Below are 18,429 nucleotides of genomic sequence, written 5' to 3'. Positions count from 1 at the left end.
TCCCCCCGCTGCGGGGGGATTGAGGGGGGTGCGAGGAGGGGGCTTAAGATGTACCTCATAAGAACGGAAACCCCTGTAAGTTGACACCTATCAGCTTTTGCTTTACCCCTACAACTAAATTAAAATCTGTCATGCAACATTATTTACTTTACTTTTTGATTGCTTGTTTCACTACTTCGATATCTAACTCCAATATACGAGCAATTGGTTCTACAGTTAACCCCTCACTTAACAATCTAGGAATCGTTTCTAACTTCGTCTCTTCCTTGATCTCTTCCCTAACTTCTTCCTTAACTTCCTGATAAAATCGAGTTTGTTGCCATTCTGTTAATCCAAACATTGTTTCCAACTCCTGACGGCTATAGGATGAAAATTTATAAATCAGCATTCTCTCTACTAATTCTAAAAGATTTGATAACTCGAACATGGGTTGATTAAAGGGGCGGTTAGAAACCACGTCTACACAGACAAAACCCACCTGCGTGGGTTGGGTTTCCGAATTCTATTCACTAAACCCCTAAACTCGAAAATGGTTATTACCTGATCATTTTTAATTATTATTTAATTTTTCAACGACATCATTCATCTCCTGTTCAATCCTGTTTAATTGTCGTTGTAAATTATTACGACTTTCGGCATTTTCTGTGTAATTCAATTGGTTATAAACTGCTTCATAATCACCTTCTAAAATTACTAATCGTTTGTTCAATTCCCTAGCTTTAATTTCTTGTACCCGACTTAAAGAGGGAGAAGAATTTATTGTTTTTTGCTGAATGGCTTGATTTAAAAAATCCCAAGTTTCCACTAACACTGTTGTAGGCATCATAAATGCCGCTTTCACACCCTCTCGCTTTTTCTCTGCGGCCACAGCCATACCTACAACTCCCTGTAATGATTCATCCCATACAGGAGAACCACTAAAACCCGGTTCAATCTGATACCCAGGAACTTTAATGGCTTCTATTTGTATCCAGCGTGTAGCTTGAATATCACGCAGTTCACCGTCAGCCCAAACACCAGTATCATGTCCTTGGGGAAAGCCAAAGATGCGAAATTTATGTTGCCAATAATCTGATGTGGTGACAAGTTTTACAGGACTCACACCCGTTGGTAGAGTATCATCTATCTGTAATCCCGCAATATCTTCCTTGCTTTGTCCTGGGTTCACAGGTTGCCAAAATGCAACATTGGCTTTTACTTTTTGTCCAGGTGCAATCAGAGGAAAATCAACTTCTATAGTTTCAGTTGGAGGGTCTTGTGTATTAGTGACAATACTCAAAGCTGCTGTAATTACATGAGCGCAGGTAAGAAGATGGTATTGAGTCACTAAAAAACCAGCACCAACAACTTTACCCTGTTTATTATAAATGCGAGCGATCGCACATTTAAAGACCTGAAAATAATTTTCAGTTGACATAAAACTTACAAATCTTAGTCCTTACTCCACTTCACCGTAATCTCAAAAGTGACTTCTCCACCCACAGAAGTTAAAATTACTCCTGCATCAGCACTGAGTTTGACTCCAAACTTAACTTCCATTTCCTTGGGACCTAAGTCTTTAAATTTGTTACTAATGCTGGCAACTACAGGCTTAATATTATCTAGGGCTGCTTCAAAAGTTTGTTTTGCCTCTGCAACCATGCGACCAGATGGTAAAGCGACTCTCTCAGTAGAACTAAATGTATCTTCTGATTCCTCAATTTCCACTAAGAATTTACCGTCATTTTCTAACTTAAACTCAACTAATTGCTTTTCTGTCATGTATATATATACTGTTAATTAAACTATGCAACATCAAATATATAACATTCCCTGCATATTTGAAAAGTAAAAAACAATAATTCAACTTGAACTTATTCTACCCCTTGAAAACAAAGACTCTCCTTCAAACCATTCATCCAAGAGCGATCTATTAGATGATCATGTTGCAAGCGACCGACCACAATTCCAGAATGAATAGCAATACGCGCTGCAAAATCAACAACATCAGCTTTAGATTTAAGTTGCGCTAATTCTCCTTCATACTCACAAGGTATTAAAAATTCCCGCGACCACTGATCAGCTTCCTGTTCTGGCTCAGATTCCAAACTTTTCCCATTATCCCATTCATCGAGAAAAATATTTTCTTTATTATGTAATAGGATATGTGCAGCTTCATGGAAGAAATTGAACCAGAACCGATCATTAGTTTTACCGTAAAGTGAAAGTTGAATCAGGGCTTTATGGGGATTTAACCACCGCGCTACACCACTAACGTGCGCTCCTTTAATTGATGGTATTAAAACCAACACAACCCCAGATTCTCGGCATAATTGTTGCATCCGTGGTTCAAATTCTGCTAGTGGTAACACCGTCAAAGAGCGAATTTCCTGCACCGCTTTTTCAAACTTTGATTTACTGTATTTAGGACAATCTAATTTTTCTGCTTCTATTTCCCCCAACCGCAACCATGCGGAAATAGCACCAACATCACTTTGTTCTTCGCGGGTGCGACGAAAATTAACTTCTAAACTTCCGTAGCATTTCTGCCACTCTTCCGGTGAAGCAACACCAAAAAACTGTAATAAATTTTTTACCACTCCTGGTTTATTTTTAGCAATTAAATTACATTTAGGAATTACACCTTGGTTCATTAATTCTTTAACTGGTAATTGATCTAACCAAGATATCCACTCTTTTAAGCGGGTTTCCTCTTCTTTACTAGCTAAACCAGCGCGATATTGAGCTTCACGCTTGAGCCAAAATGCGGCTGTACTCCCTAAAACTCGTTCCAGCTTCAGGGCTGTTTCTTCATTGATAGGTGCTTTGCCATTAATTAACAAGCTGATATGTTTAGTGCTGTAGCCTAATCGGTATGCTAAATCTATTTGTGTCCAATCACGCTCTTCTAATATATCAGCAATGGTATCACCGGGAGGAGATACCCAATCTGGAGTAAATGGTCGGGTTGTCTCAATCATGGTAATCTCCAATAAAAACAATACAAACAGCAGTAACTTTTGACCAATCTACACTCCCATCCTCAGTTGAGGGAACGGGGTCATTATCAGGTTTAAATACAAGTCTTTTACCTCCTCGCCCTCTTCCTGGTTTACTCTTATCTATGTCTAATGCGTATTGACCTGCCCGATCTCCTGTTAATCTATGGGGAGAACCAGCAGTTAATTCCGCGACACAACTAACAGCAGCAAGATCCGCCAATCGGGTTTTCAATTTCTTGCTACAGTCTGCACCCAATTTTTTTTGTGCTTCTTTCTCCTCTAGACATAGTTTTTTTAGTTTGCCGTCAGCGAAAGAAATTTCCATGCGTTAGTAGACTAATACAAGTTTACCATTTTGGTAAATAAATTTGTTATATTCCAGAGAAGATATCATATCAATTAATGTAATCCTTTACCGTTTTGGTAAATAAATCTCTTATATCCCCATCTATGCCAAAAAAATTTAGGACGAGTATTAAACCCGTCCCATAATTTACATAATTTATTACTTATTACCTAAAACCTGGAAATGCTTGGTTTTGGCTGGTTTTTCTCAAAGGCGACACCCGGATTTGAACCGGGGGTGAAGGTTTTGCAGACCCTTGCCTTACCACTTGGCTATGTCGCCGCGCCTACGATTACTTATGATAGCACCATTTTTCCCAATTTGCACTATCTAGGAGAAATTTTTTTAATTATGCTTTTGATTATGAATTTTTTTCACAGACTGGACAGACTGAAAGCCTGTCCAGTATTGGATTTTAAGGATTTAATTGGACTTCTTGGGCAAAATTCCCCCAACGCAGGAAGTGAAAAGGACCAGCGACCGAACCCCAAATATGCTCATCTGTTTCAGGATTTCGCCCTCTGTCACGGCTGATGAACCTTTCACCGTCAATTTCAAAATCACTATCCAAATAGGTTCTTTGCCCGTCACGGATGACAATGCAGCCCTTTCCTGGTTCGACTGTGCCTTTGAATTGGCTGCCAGTCCATTCTACAATCATGTTACAACCAGAAAGCTTTTCTAGGCGATCGCTTGTTAAAGTTTGTAACCGGGGTAAATCACGGGAAGCACCGTAATAGTCTTTTTCTGCTTTGACTGTATAGTTTTCAATGTGGATTTTATCCCCTACAGTTGTCAGATGTAACACCCGCACGCGGTAGGGTTTATTCAGCATATAGTCGTAAGCTTGTTCCACAAACAAACTCACCCCTGATAATACCTGCCAATTTAGGGGACGCATACATACGCGAATATGGGCAAAAAAAGCCGGATTCTCGAAAACTTGGGCTTGATTGCTAAAATCGGCCGCCATCCACCGTGCTAAGGTGGTAATATCTGTAGAATGAGTCATACTAATTTTGGATTTTGCATGAGGAATGCTTATGATTTTAAATCCTGATGAGGCTCAAGCTACATCTTGTATTGAGTTTATCCGTATTTAACCAAAACGTCCAGAAACATAGTCACGGGTACGAGCATCTAAGGGACTACCAAAGATTTGACTGGTAACACCAAATTCTACCATTTGACCGATGCGACTTTCATCGGTACTGAAAAAGGCCGTGAAATCAGAAACACGGGTTGCTTGCTGCATATTATGGGTGACAATGACAATCGTAAATTCTGTTCGCAATTTGTGAATTAAGTCTTCCACTTTCATGGTAGCAATAGGATCGAGGGCTGAACAAGGTTCATCCATGAGTAACACCTTGGGTTTGACTGCTAAAGCCCTAGCGATACAAAGACGCTGCTGTTGTCCACCAGAAAGCCCAAAAGCAGATTGTTTTAGTTTATCTTTGACCTCATCCCAGAGGGCAGCACCTTTAAGCGCGGATTCCACAATTTCATCTAATTCTACTTTCGGACATCGGCCAGCAATTTTTACGCCGTAAGCAATATTTTCATAAATACTCATGGGAAAAGGGTTTGGTTTTTGGAATACCATACCAATTTCCCGACGCAGACGATTGATATTAATGCGAGGGTCATAGATGTTTTGACCAAAAAATTCGATATTACCTTCAACTTTGACTTTTCCCTCTAATTCACTAATGCGATTAATAGTTTTGATAAACGTAGATTTACCACAACCACTCGGACCAATTAGTGCGGTAACTTGGTTTTTATAGATATCCAATGATATCCCTTGAATAGCTTTATAGTTGCCGTAATAAAAGCTAAGATTTTTGACTTTGATCGCTGTGGTTAGATTACTCATAATTTAATACAAAAAACGTTTTTAATTGGCTTTACTTTTCTGAGAGATTAAGCGAGATATCAAGCTAAAAAATAGCACTATGGTCAGAAGAATGATAGAAGTAGTCCAAACTAATTGGTTTACTGCTGGGTCGGGATTATTATAAAGATTAAAAATCAATACTGGTAACGAAGCAGTAGGACTTAATAAACTATCTGACCAATTTTGACTAAATAAAGCGGTAAAAATTAGTGGTGCGGTTTCACCAGCAGCACGAGCTATGGCCAAGGAAATACCCGTAGTAATTCCGGGAATGGCAGCACTAATAATCACGCGAAAAGTAGTCTGGAAGCGGGTCCCTCCCAAGGCTGCGGATGCAAGACGTTGAGGTATAGGAATTAACTTTAAAGCTTCTTCTGTTGTCAATACTATCACTGGTAGCATAATTACAGATAAAGCAAAACCTCCAGCAATGGCGCTAAATTGCTTAGTTATTAAAACAATCACACCATAAGCGAACATCCCCACCACAATTGAAGGCACACCCGTGATAATGCTAGTGATAAATCTAACATATTGAGTGACTGGGTTGGTTTGACTAAATTCCGCTAAGAAAATTCCCGTCATTACCCCCACAGGAATACTGAATAATGCACCAATGCTGACCATGAGTATAGTACCAAGAATAGCATTGGCAAAGCCATTTTCAATTAATGGACTAAATAACATCTCCAATCTAAAGCCAGAAAGTCCCCTGTGCAAAATTTCCCACAATATGGACAATAATGGTAGAAGTGCTAATGCCGTTAAACCAAAGGCCAGTCCATTCATTAAGTATGTAAATACTTGTCTACTGGTAGGTAAGGGCTTGCATAATTCCGTTGCTATGGATTGATCTATTTGCGAATTGAAAGAATCACTCATATTGATTTTGGATTTTGGATTTTGGATTTTAGATTTTAGACAGAAATTTTCATTTTTTCTTCCTTCTTCTTGACTCCTTTCATCTATTCTTTTTACCAACCCATTTAACTAATAAAACAGCCGCAATATTGACAGCTAGAGTTAAGGCAAATAAAATTAAGCCTAAATAGCTTAACGAACCAATATGTAATCCTGGTTCAGCTTCGGCAAATTCATTAGCTAAAACAGCGGGGATTGTGTATGCTGGATCAAGTAAAGATAGACTGATTTGAGCGTAATTACCAATTACCATGGTTACTGCCATTGTTTCTCCCAAAGCCCTACCAAGAGACAACATAGCTGCACTTACCAACCCGGAAAATCCTGCTGGTAATAACACCCGAAAAATTGTTTCCCAGCGAGTTCCTCCCAAAGCCATAGATGAAGTACGTAAATCCTTAGGAATGACCAACATTACATCACGAGAAATAGCTGCCATTGTCGGTAAAATCATAATGGAGAGAATAATTCCCGCTGTCAACATATTATTTCCCACTGGATCTTCGGTATTAAATAGTGGTATGAATGCAAAAGTGCCACCAAGCCATTTTTCCAAAGGTTTGATGACAGGAATAAATACAAAAATTCCCCATAAACCGATAATTACACTGGGGATAGCTGCAATTAATTCTACCACAAAAGCGAGGGTACTTTTAACCGGAATGGGTAAGAAATCCTCACTAGTTACTAAAGCTATGGATATACCCACGGGTACAGCTAGTAAAATAGCGATCGCACTACTTACCAGTGTTCCATAAATATAGGGCAACGCGCCGAAAATTTGATTACCTGTATCCCAATCTTGACTCCATAAAAAGCCCAGTCCGAATTGACCAATAGCCGGTTGTGCTTGCTGAAAAATTACCCAAGTCATCACAAATAGAATGGCTACAGTAATACCAGCAAAAAGATACACCAGCCAGGTAAATCCTCTATCAAACCAGAAGTTAGTACCACCGATTGATATTAAATCAATCTTTCCATTATTTAAACTCAGTGAATTATTGTCCCGTTCTTCAAAGGAATTAGTCATGATTAATAACAGATGGAGAAAATAAAAGGAATATACATTTTATGAAGAGATGATTCCCTCCCCTAAGGAAAGGGTGAGGGCGTGGTACTTGTGAGTTTGTGTATAAAATTACTTGACAGTGCTATTTACAGTCTTTAATACACGGTTGACAACATCACTGGGAATTTTAGTGTAGTTGAGGTCATCATTATATTGTTGACCGTCCTTGAGAACCCAGTTAATCCATTTTTTAATTGCGTCAGCTTTAGCGGGGTTAGAATACTGTTTGTAAACCATCATCCAAGTTAAACCAACAATGGGATAACCTTGGTCTGGGTCTCCAATAAAAACGCGGTAGTTGTCAGGAAAATTTACATTTGATAAGGCTGAGTTAGCAGATGCTAGGGAAGGAGCGACAAATTGTCTTTTCTTGTTTTGCACTTCTGCCGATTTTAGATTGTTTTTGGTAGCATAGTCATATTCAACATAACCAATAGATCCGGGATTGCTTTTCACCAATGCAGCTACCCCTGGATTTCCTTTACCTTTGAGGGCGTTTGGTAAAGTCCATTTCGGAGCGGTATTAGCACCAATTCTACCTTTGAAATAACCGCTAATAGAACTTAAATGGTTAGTAAAAATGAATGTTGTACCACTACCATCAGCGCGAACCACAAATTTAATTGGTTGATTTGGTAGATTTACACCAGGGTTATCCGCTTTAATTTTCGCGTCACTCCAGTTAGTAATTCTTCCAGAGAAAATATCTGGTAATGTAGTGCGAGATAATCTCAGGTTGTTGACACCAGGTACATTATAAACAACGGAAACAGCACCACCAGCAGTAGGTACTAAAATGACACCATTTTTAACTTTAGCAATCTCATCATCTTTCATTGCTGCATCACTAGCACCAAAGTCCACAGTTCCCGCAATGGTTTGACGAATACCACCACCACTACCAATGGCTTGGTAATTAACTTTCAAATCAGGATATTTTTTCCTAACTTCACGGGCATACTTTTCGTAAAGAGGAGCGGGAAATGTTGCTCCTGCACCGTTCAAAGTCTGAGCTAATGCCATTGTACTCAAGACTGGACTTAACGTAACAGCCCCTGTTAATAGCGAAGTAGTAATAAAACGATTCATTAAAACACTGGTTAAAAAAGTCATACTGCCTCTTAATTTTTAGAAATACCCGGCGAAAGCCAATTACATCTTGAACTAAGGGTGATTGCCTATGGTTAAGAATACATTAAATATAGGTAAAAAAAAGTTTAAACTATGCAGGACTTACGCAAAATATCTCTCAAATCCTTATTTCTCCGTGACCTCTGTGCCTGGAGTGGTTCGTTATTCCATGAATCTTGCGTAAGTCCTACTATGTTTAAAATTATGCCAGTAAAATCAATAAATGTAGAAACCAAAAGATAACCCATCTGATGATTTATCATCGTGGTAAATTTTAAGTTTAAATTAAGTTAAAATTAAGTTAAAATTTTAACTTAATTGTGCTACAAGTTGATTTTCTACTAAAATACTATTTGTTAGTAAGTCTTCAATAGTCATTCTTAAAAACCTTTGTTCATCAACCTGAAAGTAAACTTTAATACGATCACTACCGGGAAAACCAGGCGGTGTAAGTTTAGCAATTTTACTGGCTTCTGTGTTATCATTCAATGGTTTGACGATGGTTGCTGGACTATCAAGCTGACGAGTAATCAATCTGTCTCCATCAAAATATACCTCTGTTGCACCGCTTTCTATTCCTAATTCTCCAATAATTAATTCAATACTGGGTTGGTTTTCTACAGAAGCGCCCAAAGTTAATTCTACTGGTTGAGTCATGGGGTAAGGTTGTCCGGTTTTAATGATAGGATGCCACTGATGACGTTGATGACGACGATCCCAATAACGCACACCATAACTATGATAAAGATAGTCTTTAATTTCTATTCCTTGAGTTATTTGTAATGCTCCATGAGCAATAGCTTCAAAAGGCAATTGACGACGGATTTTTTCTGGTTGAAAATATTGTTCTATCCATGTCTGTATTATTGGTAATTGCACCGTTCCACCAACTAATAATACTGCATTAATATCATCAATTTCTATATTGTAATTTCGTCCTTGTTGTAATAGCGTCATCATGGCACTATCCAGTTGATCAAAAAATCCGTTTTCCCGTAAAATATTTTCCAGCGTATCACGATTCAGGTTCATTTCATAACTTGTAAAAGTCTGATCATCAAAATAAACTTCAGTAACTTGATCTTGAGTTGATAACTGAATTTTTACCTTTTCTGCTAACCGCGCTGTCAATGAACTTACTGGTAATCCTTGGCTTTTCGCAAAATAATCTACTATCCAGTTATCAATATCAGTTCCGCCCAGATTTTGTCCTGCTTTCGCCAATACACGGGCTGTTTTCGTTTTTTGTTTAGAATCTTCACCCAGGGTTCTTTCACCCCATTTAAGCAGAAATCCCAGAGGTTTATTTTTGGCTTGTGTTCCTTGATCTAAGCTAACTAAAGACAAGTCTAATGTTCCACCACCAAAGTCAACAACTAATAAAGTTCCTTTATCTGTTAAACCGTACCCTAAAGCCGCTGCGGTGGGTTCATCTAACATCCGTATCTGTTCTACTGGTAGTGATTGACAAACTTTGCCTAACCAGTAACGATAAGCTTCAAAACTGTCTACTGGTGCGGTCAACACCAAGGAATCTATACTTCCTTCGATGATTGCTAATTCGGTAATTACTTGAGTTAAAAACCATTTTCCTACTAGCTCAAAAGTAATATTTTCATCATCAAGTTCCGGTAAAAACCCCTGGATATCTGCACCAATTCCCCGTTTAAAGTTACGGAAAAATCTGGTATCAGTTTTCATGTCCAAACCGCGATCGCGTACCTGCTGACCTGCTATAATTTTACCTAAGCTGGCGTTTTCTATGTATACTAAACTGGGGATTAATGGGGGGTTAAGATGCTGTTGTGTTGACAAACGAGGCAAATTAAGGGTCTCTGCTTGTTGGGTGACAGGGTTCCAACGAGTGATGACTGTATTACTTGTACCAAAATCAATAGCGATCGCCATAAGCCATAATATGATATTTTATATTACTTCAGGAAATAGAGAATAGGGAATATTCCCGACTACCAAACTATATCAGAATAAAAAAATAAAATTCCCACTAGAATTATCCGGGTATATGAAAAGAACTAGTGGATACTGTAACAGTAGATGCACCTTAATTAAACCATGACCCTCAGCTTTTAGTTAGTTGAGGGGATTTTTTTTAATTTTTGGTGGCCATTTTAACAACTTTTTACCAGAAAGATCAAATATTTCATTTGAAAATAGAAGGCAACAAATTGGGCGCTAACCATGCAGCATAACCAATAAAACCAAACAGTAGCGTAATTAAAAGAGTGGCAACATAGCTAATACACATGAGTAACCCATCCGATTCAATGGTAGCAACGGCCAGAAGTAAAATCCCCACGGTTGGGATAGGATTAGTGAAGGGAACGGGAGAAATCAACAATATTGTCAACCAAGAGATACACAGCCCGTTAAATCGCCAAATCCAAGGATGATTAGCCAATTTTTGGAATCGGGGACGGGCAATTTTTTCTAAAATTCTAGTAACCCGGCGCAAATTTTGTAAAATAATTTGGGCGAAAGCGTTAGGAAATTGATAGTTAGCGATTTTTTTCGGTAGCCAAGGTGTTCTTCTGCCTAAAACCATTTGCATGGATAATAGCAAACAAGCACCGCCGAGAGGACTGCTTAAACCAGGTGGCATAGGAAACAAAAAGGGTAATACCAATAATGTAATCACTAAGCTAAAACCCCGTTCTGACGTTTCTAAGAGAATATCACCTAAAGTTAGAGGTTGTTCGCTTAAGCGTTGCAGTAGAGATTTAATTTCTTGAGAAAACCTTAGATTCATAGCTATGATTCAGGGTTGAGATGATTTTTGTGATCATGATTTAAAGTATCATCGAATAAATCATAACTATGATGGAGATGATTTTGGTGATGATGATTGTAATGTTATCAACATCCAGCAAAATTCAGGAGCGAAAATTCCTAGCTGCCTGTTAAAATATGATCAAATGAATCATGTCAATCAGATAAATCATAGTCAAGATTATACATCAGGAACGAAAATAGCGATCGCTTGAGGAATCACCCGAAAAACGGCGGGAGTATAGGTTGTGATTTCTCCGTCAGTATTAATAGAATGGGGTTTGCGGGTATATACTGTAATTTCCTGACCATAAAGGGCGCGAACATTTGGCCATTGAATATGTCGCCCTCGACGCATGGCTGGAAGTAGGGGGAGAATTTGCCACCAATGATCAATTTCCAAACTATAAAGATCCAGTCTTTGGTCATCTATAGCAGCATCATGAACTACAGCCATACCACCACCATAATAACGGCCATTACCCACAGCAATTTGTACAGTTTTCACTAAAAATGATTGGTCATTGATGCGAATTTCCGCACTAAAAGGGCGAGATTTCCAAATTACTTGCAACGCGATAACAGCATAGGCAAATATACCCCAACGGCGTTTAATTTCTTTAGTCAATTGTTGAGTAATATTGACACTTAACCCCAAACTAGCAACATTAAAGAAATACTTATTATTCACCCAACCTAAATCAATTCGTCGTAACTTTCCCGCTGCGATAATTTTACAAGCTTCCGGTAGAGAATTGGGAATAGCCAAAGTTCTCGCTAAATCGTTAGCAGTTCCTAAAGGTAAAATTCCCAAAGGTAATTGAGTCTCAATTATTGCTTCTATGGCAGCATTAAGTGTACCATCACCACCACCGATAATTACTAAATCTATTTCCTTTTGATAGTGGCGAATAAATTTACCTAATTGTGTAGAATCTTGAGTAGATTCTGCAATTATTGTTAAACCCAGGCGATTTAAACAATTTATTACTTCTTGGTACCGTTCTTGTCCTTGACGAGAATGACGATTTACTAACAATAGGGCGCGGGTACTCATTAGTAATTTCCTTTAATCACAATTCATCAGGTTGCAATAAAAACGCCCCTGAATCTATGGGATTATTTCTCATAAACGTGGTGCGTTATGTCGCGTATTTAATTTAATAGCCCCATTTTATCATTTTTTAGCGATGTTAACGCACCCTATATACTTTATTTCCGTAGGTTGGTTTTCTCAAACCAACCTACATGACCACGTGACTAACCGACATCATCATGGGCAAAACGGTTAAACAAGAAATCTAAGGCATAATTTCGCAATTGATAATATTGCGGATCTTCCATAATTCTGGCTCTATCTCTAGGACGAGAAAAAGGAATTTCCATCACTTCCCCAATTTTTGCATGGGGTCCATTGGTCATCATGACTAACTTATCCGCCAAAAATAAAGCCTCATCAATATCATGGGTAATCATCAAAACTGTACAACGATTATCACCCCAAATTTTCAACAATTCCTCTTGTAATTCTTCCTTGGTAATTGCATCTAACGCCCCAAAAGGTTCATCTAAAATTAGCACCTTGGGACGAATAGCTAAAGCCCTGGCAATAGATACCCTTTGTCTCATACCTCCAGACATTTGCATGGGTTTCTTTTCCATTGCGTCCCCTAAACCCACCATAGCTAAATGTTCTCTGACAATAGCCCTTTTTTCTGCTTCTGGCTTAGTAGGATAAACTGCATTGACAGCTAAATAAATATTTTCAAAAGCTGTTCTCCAAGGTAATAACGCATAGTTTTGAAATACCACCATGCGGTCTGGACCTGGTTTAGTAATTGGGTTTCCTTCTAATAAAACTTGTCCAGTGGTAGGAAAGTTAAAACCAGAAACCATGTTTAATAACGTTGATTTACCGCAGCCAGAATGGCCAATAACGCAAATAAATTCACCTTTTTCGACGTTGAGATTAACACCATCAAGAACGGTAAATGGTCCTTTTTTAGTGGGATAAATTTTACAAACTTCTTTAATTTCTAGGAAGGGTTGACGGTTAATTGTGTTAGTGGTTTTGAGGTTTTGCATTGTTTAGTAATTGGTAGAAGGTTTCGTGCCAAGTAAAAAAGAGATTTTATTATCTCGTTATCTCGTTCCCAGTCTCAGACTGGGAATGCTATCAAGAGGCTCTGCCTCTGGTATAATTGAAGTGTAATCGAAGGCAGATCCTTCTGTAATTCATTCCCATACAGAGTATGGGAACGAGAAAAGATGATTTTGTTAGTTTTGTGGGATGGGCATCTTGCCGATGATTTTGTTAGTTTTGTGGGATGGGCATCTTGCCCGTCCTTTGGATTTTTGGGCAGACAGGATGTCCACCCCACAAGATTTATTTTGATTTTCCTGGATTTTTGGGCAGACAGGATGTCCACCCCACAAGATTTTGATTTAAGCTGCGGTTTTTCTGGGGGATTCTAAAATAACTTCAGCTATGGAGAAATCCCGTTTAATTTCTAGGTCGTTAAGATAGCTAATGGGATCATCAGCGTTAAAGGGTTTACGATCAAATAATTGAATGGGTTGACGGGTATAACTAATATCTAAACCTAGTTCTCTGGCTGCTGTACTAAAAACACGCACTCGACACACCCTTTCAACTATTTCTACCCAATTTCTAGGGAAGGGAGTATCACCCCACCGCGCTAATTGAGTCATAATCCAAATTTGTTCGGTGCGACTAGGGCGATTAATAGCAGATTCGGAATAAAATTGATGATGGGCATATTCTCGCATGGGATGATCTAAGTCACAGGTAGCATTATTTGGATCTTCAATTTGGATATAATCAATGTCTGTGCTGACATATTCCCGACTTGCTAAAATTTGCCGCACTTCTTGGGCGTTATTAGGATTTGCACAATATTGACAGGCTTCTAATAAGGCTTTGGTTAAGGCAATATGGGTATTAGGATAAGTTTCTGCCCAGTCTTCTCTTACTCCTAAAACTTTACCAGGATGTCCTAACCAAACTTCTAAATCTGTGGCAATGGTAAAGCCTGAACCTTCTACCGCAGCCCGATAATTCCAAGGTTCACCTACACAATAACCGTCAATGGTTGCACCTTTTAAATCTACTACCATTTGGGCAGGAGGAATATTTTTCATATCTACGTCAATGTCGGGATCAATTCCTCCTGCTGCTAACCAATAACGGAGAAGTAAATTGTGCATTGACGCGGGATGAACTACACCCATTCTATGTTGTTGGTCACGGGTTTTTAACAGGTAGTTTTTAAAGTCTGATAAACTGCGGACTCCGGCATCATAAAATCTTTTTGCTAAGGTAATGGCGTTACCATTGCGAGTCATTGTTAAGGAGGTAACAACTGGCAAAGGTTCATTTTTATGCCCGCCTAAAGATAACCACATTGGCATTCCTGAAGGCATTTGGGCTGCATCTAAATAACCACCAGTCATCCCATCCACAATTCCCCGCCAACTGCTTTCTCTGACTAAATTAACTTCGTCTAAACCGTGTTTAATAAAGAAGCCTTTTTCTTTGGCTATAGCCAGGGGGGCGCAAGCGGTAAGGGGTAAAAAACCGATTTCTAAATTAACTTTTTCCAAGCCATGACGGACAACTGCTGCGGTTTTTCTGGCGCGGATTTTCTTAACACGTTTTTGTTGGTTAAGGAAGTAAATCATTTCACTTCGCAAACTGTAGTAACTAGGATGTTCTACAACTTCCATTCGTTTACGAGGTCGGGGAATATCAACTTCTAAAATATCCCCAATTTTCGATTCGGGTCCGTTAGTTAACATGACAATTCTATCGGATAACAAAACGGCTTCATCTACATCATGGGTCACCATAACTGCGGTAACTTGATTTTCTTCACAAATTTGCATTAATTGTTCTTGCAAATTACCGCGAGTTAATGCGTCTAATGCCCCGAATGGTTCATCTAATAATAATAGTTTAGGCCGAATTGCCAAGGCGCGGGCTATAGCTACCCGTTGTTTTTGTCCCCCTGATAACATTCCTGGTTGTTTGTCAGCATGGGGACGCAAACCTACCATATCTATATGTTTTTCGATAATGTCTTTCCTTTCTGCTGCTGGCATTCCATGTAATACTGAATCTACTGCTAAAGCAATATTTTCTCTGACCGTGCGCCAAGGTAAAAGGGAATAATTTTGAAAGACTACCATTCTATCAGGACCTGGTTTTTTAATCCTTTGTCCTTCTAAGGTTACTAAACCTTCTGTGGGTAGATCTAACCCAGCCATCATATTTAAAAGGGTTGATTTACCACAACCGGAGTGACCAATTAAGGAAATAAATTCGCCTTTTTTAATTTGCAAATCAATACCTTTAAGGGCGATATATTGACCACCACCACTTAATTCAAAGACTTTATTAATTTGATCAACGGCAACAAATACTGACATAGTTTTAATGATTGGTAATGGGTAATGGGTAATGGGTAATTGGTTATTTATTTACTAACGACCAATAACTAATGACTATTTCTGTTCTGGTAAAATTTTGTTCTGTAACCAAGCCATGAGTTTATCTAGGATTAAGCCAACAACACCGATATAAACTAGTGCTAAAATCACTTCACTGACGTTGTTATTTTGATAAGCATCCCAGATAAAAAAGCCAATTCCGACAATACCAGACATGACGATTTCAGCCGCAATAATTGCTAACCAAGCTAAACCAATGGCAATTCTTAAACCTGTGAAAATGTATGGCAATGCTGAAGGAATTAAGATATTCAAGAAATACTCTTTTTTGGAAAGTTGCAGAACTTTAGCAACGTTATTATAATCTTGGGGAATTTGAGTGACACCTACCGCAGTGTTGATTAAAATCGGCCAAATTGCGGTGATGAAAATTACGAATAATGCCGCTGGTTCGTTTTGTCTTAAAGCTGCTAAGGAAATAGGCACCCAAGCTAAGGGCGGTACTGTTCTTAATAACTGAAATAGAGGATCTAATGCTTTAGATATGGTTTTATTTACACCAATTAAAACTCCTATGCCAATACCAACAATTGCTGCTAATGTATAGCTAATAGCCACCCGTTGCAAACTAGCAAAGATTTGCCAGAATAAGCCTTTATCTGTGCCGCCTTTATCATAAAATGGATACAAAATCAAAATCCAAGTATCTTGAATAACTTGAATTGGTCCTGGTAATGTTGCCCCTGGTGTCCAAGAAAATATTTGCCAAATAACTAAAAAGATAGCAATTGCAATAGCAGGAGGTATAAGTTCAGGAAGTTGCTTTTGCAATCCTGATAAAAAGCTATTATCAAATTTAGGAGTTGTGGGACGTTTTTGAGCTATGGTCATGAATTTTTCCTCGAATTTACTAATGATTAATGACTAATGACTAAATACCAGCTTTTTTGATTTTCAAACTCTTGAGATATTCTTCGGGTTTTTCAGGATCAAATTTAATCCCATCAAAAAATGTTTCTACTCCACGAGATTTACTACTGGGAATATCGGTCGCAGCTATTCCTAATTCTTTGGCTGCTTCCTGCCAAATATCTTCCCGGTTGACTTTTTTGATTAATTCTTTGGCTTTGGCTGCACCATTAGTAATGTAATCTTTGGGCAAAAATCCCCAACGCACATTTTCTGTTATAAACCATAAATCATGACTTTGGTAAGGATAGGAAACACTACCTTTTTCGTCTTTCCAGTAATAAGCAGCCATTGATTTATCATCAATTTTTCGACCATCCCCCATGTCATATTTGCCTTGATAGGGATTAGCTAGAACTTCTGGTGAAGATAAACCAAAGTATTTTTTCACCGCGAGAATTTCTGCTGCTTCTTGGCGATTTTCAAATTTATCTAGCCATTGCTGGGCTTCCATGATTCCTTTTAATAAGGCTTTTGTGGCTTTGGGATTTTGATCTACCCAATCACCTCTCATGGCAAAATATTCTTCGGGGTGATTTTTCCAAATTTCGGCGGTTAATGCGGCCATAAAACCGATTTTGTCATTCACTAAGCGGAATGGCCAAGGATCTCCGGTACTAAAAGCATCCATTGTCCCGGTTTTCATGTTAGCGACGGTTTGTGCCGCAGGTACTGTTAATAATTTGACATCTGTATCTGGGTCAATTCCACTTGCTGCTAACCAGTAACGAATCCATAGGTCTTGGTTAACATGAGGGAAGGTAAAGGCGGCTGTAAAGGGTGTGTTGGCTGATTTGAGTTGGGCAAATAGGGGTTTAGCAGTATCCAGTTTTAAGCTAATTCCTTTCCCTAGATGTTTGTTAGCGATCGCAATTCCGTTACCATGTGTAACTAACTGAGCTAAAACATACATTGGTATAGGTTTATTCCCTTTGGTAATTAAACCTTCTGTAATTAAGTGTGGCATGGGCATTTGCCATTGACCACCATCAATACCACCCCCTTGAGAACCAATTTCCAGGTTATCCCTGGCTGAACCCCAAGAAGCTTGTTTAGAAAGTTCTACTTCTGTCATCCCATATTTAGCAAAAAAGCCTTTTTCTTGGGCAATAATTAATGGTGCAGATTCAACAATTGGAATATATCCCAGTTTGGCTTTTGTAGTTTCTGGTTTTTGTTCTGGTTTAATATTACCTGCTGGTTCAATGGAGGATTTTCTACCAGTATTACCTGTTTCTGGTGGATTTCCTAAACAGCCTTTGAGTAATACTGCACTGGTGGAAATTCCAGCAGTGACAATAAATTTACGCCGAGAAACTCGGTTAAAAAATTCTGTCATTATATCTCCTTATATCAAAATTTATTTTTCTAACCATGAAAATATAGGCAAAGAAAATAAATCATTTCTTTGCTTTATGATGCAAATTTCCAGTTATATCCAGGTATTAAAAATAGACCCTTTTCAGAGTAAAAAGGACTAGTTTATATACTTAGTAATAAACGTGGTTTAATTTCTGAGCCTGGGGTGATTAAGTATCACCTGGCTAGTAAAAACTAGTTTACAGTGTTTATTATCAAAGTGATCATTTCTCAACTCGAATTATTAAACAAATATTTAATTGGATACATAAGTAAAAACTTATCTATTAACCTGAAACCTACGAAATGACTCTAATATATAGATTATTGTCTATGATAATAATATCAATATCCCTGATTTCTTGGATAAGTCGGGGATCTGAACCTTTCCATGTAGAAAAATCAAATATTATGCCTATATATTTCCTATATATTTAAGTAGGGTGCGTTACGGCTAGACAATATTGGGGAGTTTGAAAGATTAATTACAGGA

17 protein-coding genes and 1 tRNA gene are annotated in these 18,429 nt (G+C 38.3%); all 18 read right to left on the bottom strand.

From position 1 onward, the window contains the following. Positions 1-148 precede the first annotated feature (148 nt). On the bottom strand, positions 149-457 hold the full coding sequence (locus tag ACIR131C_RS0119660; protein ID WP_231395508.1) for an RpnC/YadD family protein: 309 nt from the start codon (positions 455-457) through the stop codon (positions 149-151). A gap of 93 nt (positions 458-550) precedes the next feature. Continuing rightward, entirely contained in the window at positions 551-1,417 is an 867-nt protein-coding gene (locus ACIR131C_RS0119655) for a trypsin-like peptidase domain-containing protein (RefSeq protein WP_028091547.1), read from the bottom strand. 14 nt (positions 1,418-1,431) lie between these two features. Continuing rightward, on the bottom strand, positions 1,432-1,761 hold the full coding sequence (locus ACIR131C_RS0119650; protein ID WP_028091546.1) for a CU044_2847 family protein: 330 nt from the start codon (positions 1,759-1,761) through the stop codon (positions 1,432-1,434). Positions 1,762-1,853: 92 nt separating this feature from the next. Beyond that, positions 1,854-2,960, bottom strand: coding sequence for a helix-turn-helix domain-containing protein (locus tag ACIR131C_RS0119645; protein ID WP_028091545.1), 1,107 nt, complete (start codon positions 2,958-2,960; stop codon positions 1,854-1,856). Next, positions 2,953-3,306 carry a type II toxin-antitoxin system RelE/ParE family toxin gene (locus tag ACIR131C_RS0119640; RefSeq protein ID WP_028091544.1) on the bottom strand — a complete coding sequence of 118 codons (354 nt, stop codon included), beginning with the start codon at positions 3,304-3,306 and terminating at the stop codon, positions 2,953-2,955. The genes ACIR131C_RS0119645 and ACIR131C_RS0119640 overlap by 8 nt, the downstream gene beginning before the upstream one ends. A 232-nt stretch (positions 3,307-3,538) precedes the next feature. Beyond that, positions 3,539-3,609, bottom strand: a tRNA-Cys gene (locus tag ACIR131C_RS0119635). A 133-nt stretch (positions 3,610-3,742) separates the two neighbouring features. Next, on the bottom strand, positions 3,743-4,339 hold the full coding sequence (locus ACIR131C_RS0119630) for a chromophore lyase CpcT/CpeT (RefSeq protein ID WP_028091543.1): 597 nt from the start codon (positions 4,337-4,339) through the stop codon (positions 3,743-3,745). Between the two features lie 87 nt (positions 4,340-4,426). Beyond that, positions 4,427-5,206, bottom strand: coding sequence for a phosphate ABC transporter ATP-binding protein PstB (gene pstB / locus ACIR131C_RS0119625; protein ID WP_028091542.1), 780 nt, complete (start codon positions 5,204-5,206; stop codon positions 4,427-4,429). Between the two features lie 21 nt (positions 5,207-5,227). After that, positions 5,228-6,109 (bottom strand): phosphate ABC transporter permease PstA, encoded by an 882-nt coding sequence (gene pstA, locus ACIR131C_RS0119620; protein ID WP_028091541.1) that lies wholly within the window; start codon positions 6,107-6,109, stop codon positions 5,228-5,230. A gap of 79 nt (positions 6,110-6,188) precedes the next feature. Further along, complete coding sequence (pstC, locus tag ACIR131C_RS0119615; RefSeq protein ID WP_028091540.1) at positions 6,189-7,181, bottom strand: phosphate ABC transporter permease subunit PstC; 993 nt, start codon at positions 7,179-7,181, stop codon at positions 6,189-6,191. A gap of 108 nt (positions 7,182-7,289) precedes the next feature. Next, positions 7,290-8,333 (bottom strand): phosphate ABC transporter substrate-binding protein PstS, encoded by a 1,044-nt coding sequence (gene pstS / locus ACIR131C_RS0119610; protein ID WP_028091539.1) that lies wholly within the window; start codon positions 8,331-8,333, stop codon positions 7,290-7,292. 327 nt (positions 8,334-8,660) lie between these two features. Then, positions 8,661-10,259, bottom strand: coding sequence for an Hsp70 family protein (locus ACIR131C_RS0119605; protein ID WP_028091538.1), 1,599 nt, complete (start codon positions 10,257-10,259; stop codon positions 8,661-8,663). A gap of 253 nt (positions 10,260-10,512) precedes the next feature. Next, positions 10,513-11,118, bottom strand: a complete 606-nt coding sequence (locus ACIR131C_RS0119600; protein ID WP_028082988.1) for an exopolysaccharide biosynthesis protein — start codon at positions 11,116-11,118, stop codon at positions 10,513-10,515. Between the two features lie 201 nt (positions 11,119-11,319). Beyond that, positions 11,320-12,195, bottom strand: a complete 876-nt coding sequence (locus ACIR131C_RS0119595; protein WP_028091537.1) for a lipid kinase — start codon at positions 12,193-12,195, stop codon at positions 11,320-11,322. Positions 12,196-12,398: 203 nt separating this feature from the next. Further along, positions 12,399-13,223, bottom strand: coding sequence for a nitrate ABC transporter ATP-binding protein (locus ACIR131C_RS0119590; protein WP_028091536.1), 825 nt, complete (start codon positions 13,221-13,223; stop codon positions 12,399-12,401). 360 nt (positions 13,224-13,583) lie between these two features. After that, positions 13,584-15,587, bottom strand: coding sequence for an ABC transporter ATP-binding/substrate-binding protein (locus ACIR131C_RS0119585; RefSeq protein WP_028091535.1), 2,004 nt, complete (start codon positions 15,585-15,587; stop codon positions 13,584-13,586). Between the two features lie 75 nt (positions 15,588-15,662). Continuing rightward, positions 15,663-16,499, bottom strand: a complete 837-nt coding sequence (ntrB, locus tag ACIR131C_RS0119580) for a nitrate ABC transporter permease (RefSeq protein ID WP_028091534.1) — start codon at positions 16,497-16,499, stop codon at positions 15,663-15,665. Between the two features lie 40 nt (positions 16,500-16,539). Next, positions 16,540-17,916, bottom strand: coding sequence for a CmpA/NrtA family ABC transporter substrate-binding protein (locus tag ACIR131C_RS0119575; protein ID WP_028091533.1), 1,377 nt, complete (start codon positions 17,914-17,916; stop codon positions 16,540-16,542). Positions 17,917-18,429 lie beyond the last annotated feature (513 nt).

It is taken from the genome of Dolichospermum circinale AWQC131C, from assembly GCF_000426905.1.
GTDB lineage: Bacteria > Cyanobacteriota > Cyanobacteriia > Cyanobacteriales > Nostocaceae > Dolichospermum > Dolichospermum circinale.
Note: the sequence above shows the minus strand (reverse complement) of the source record. Positions and strands in the feature narration are given on the sequence as shown.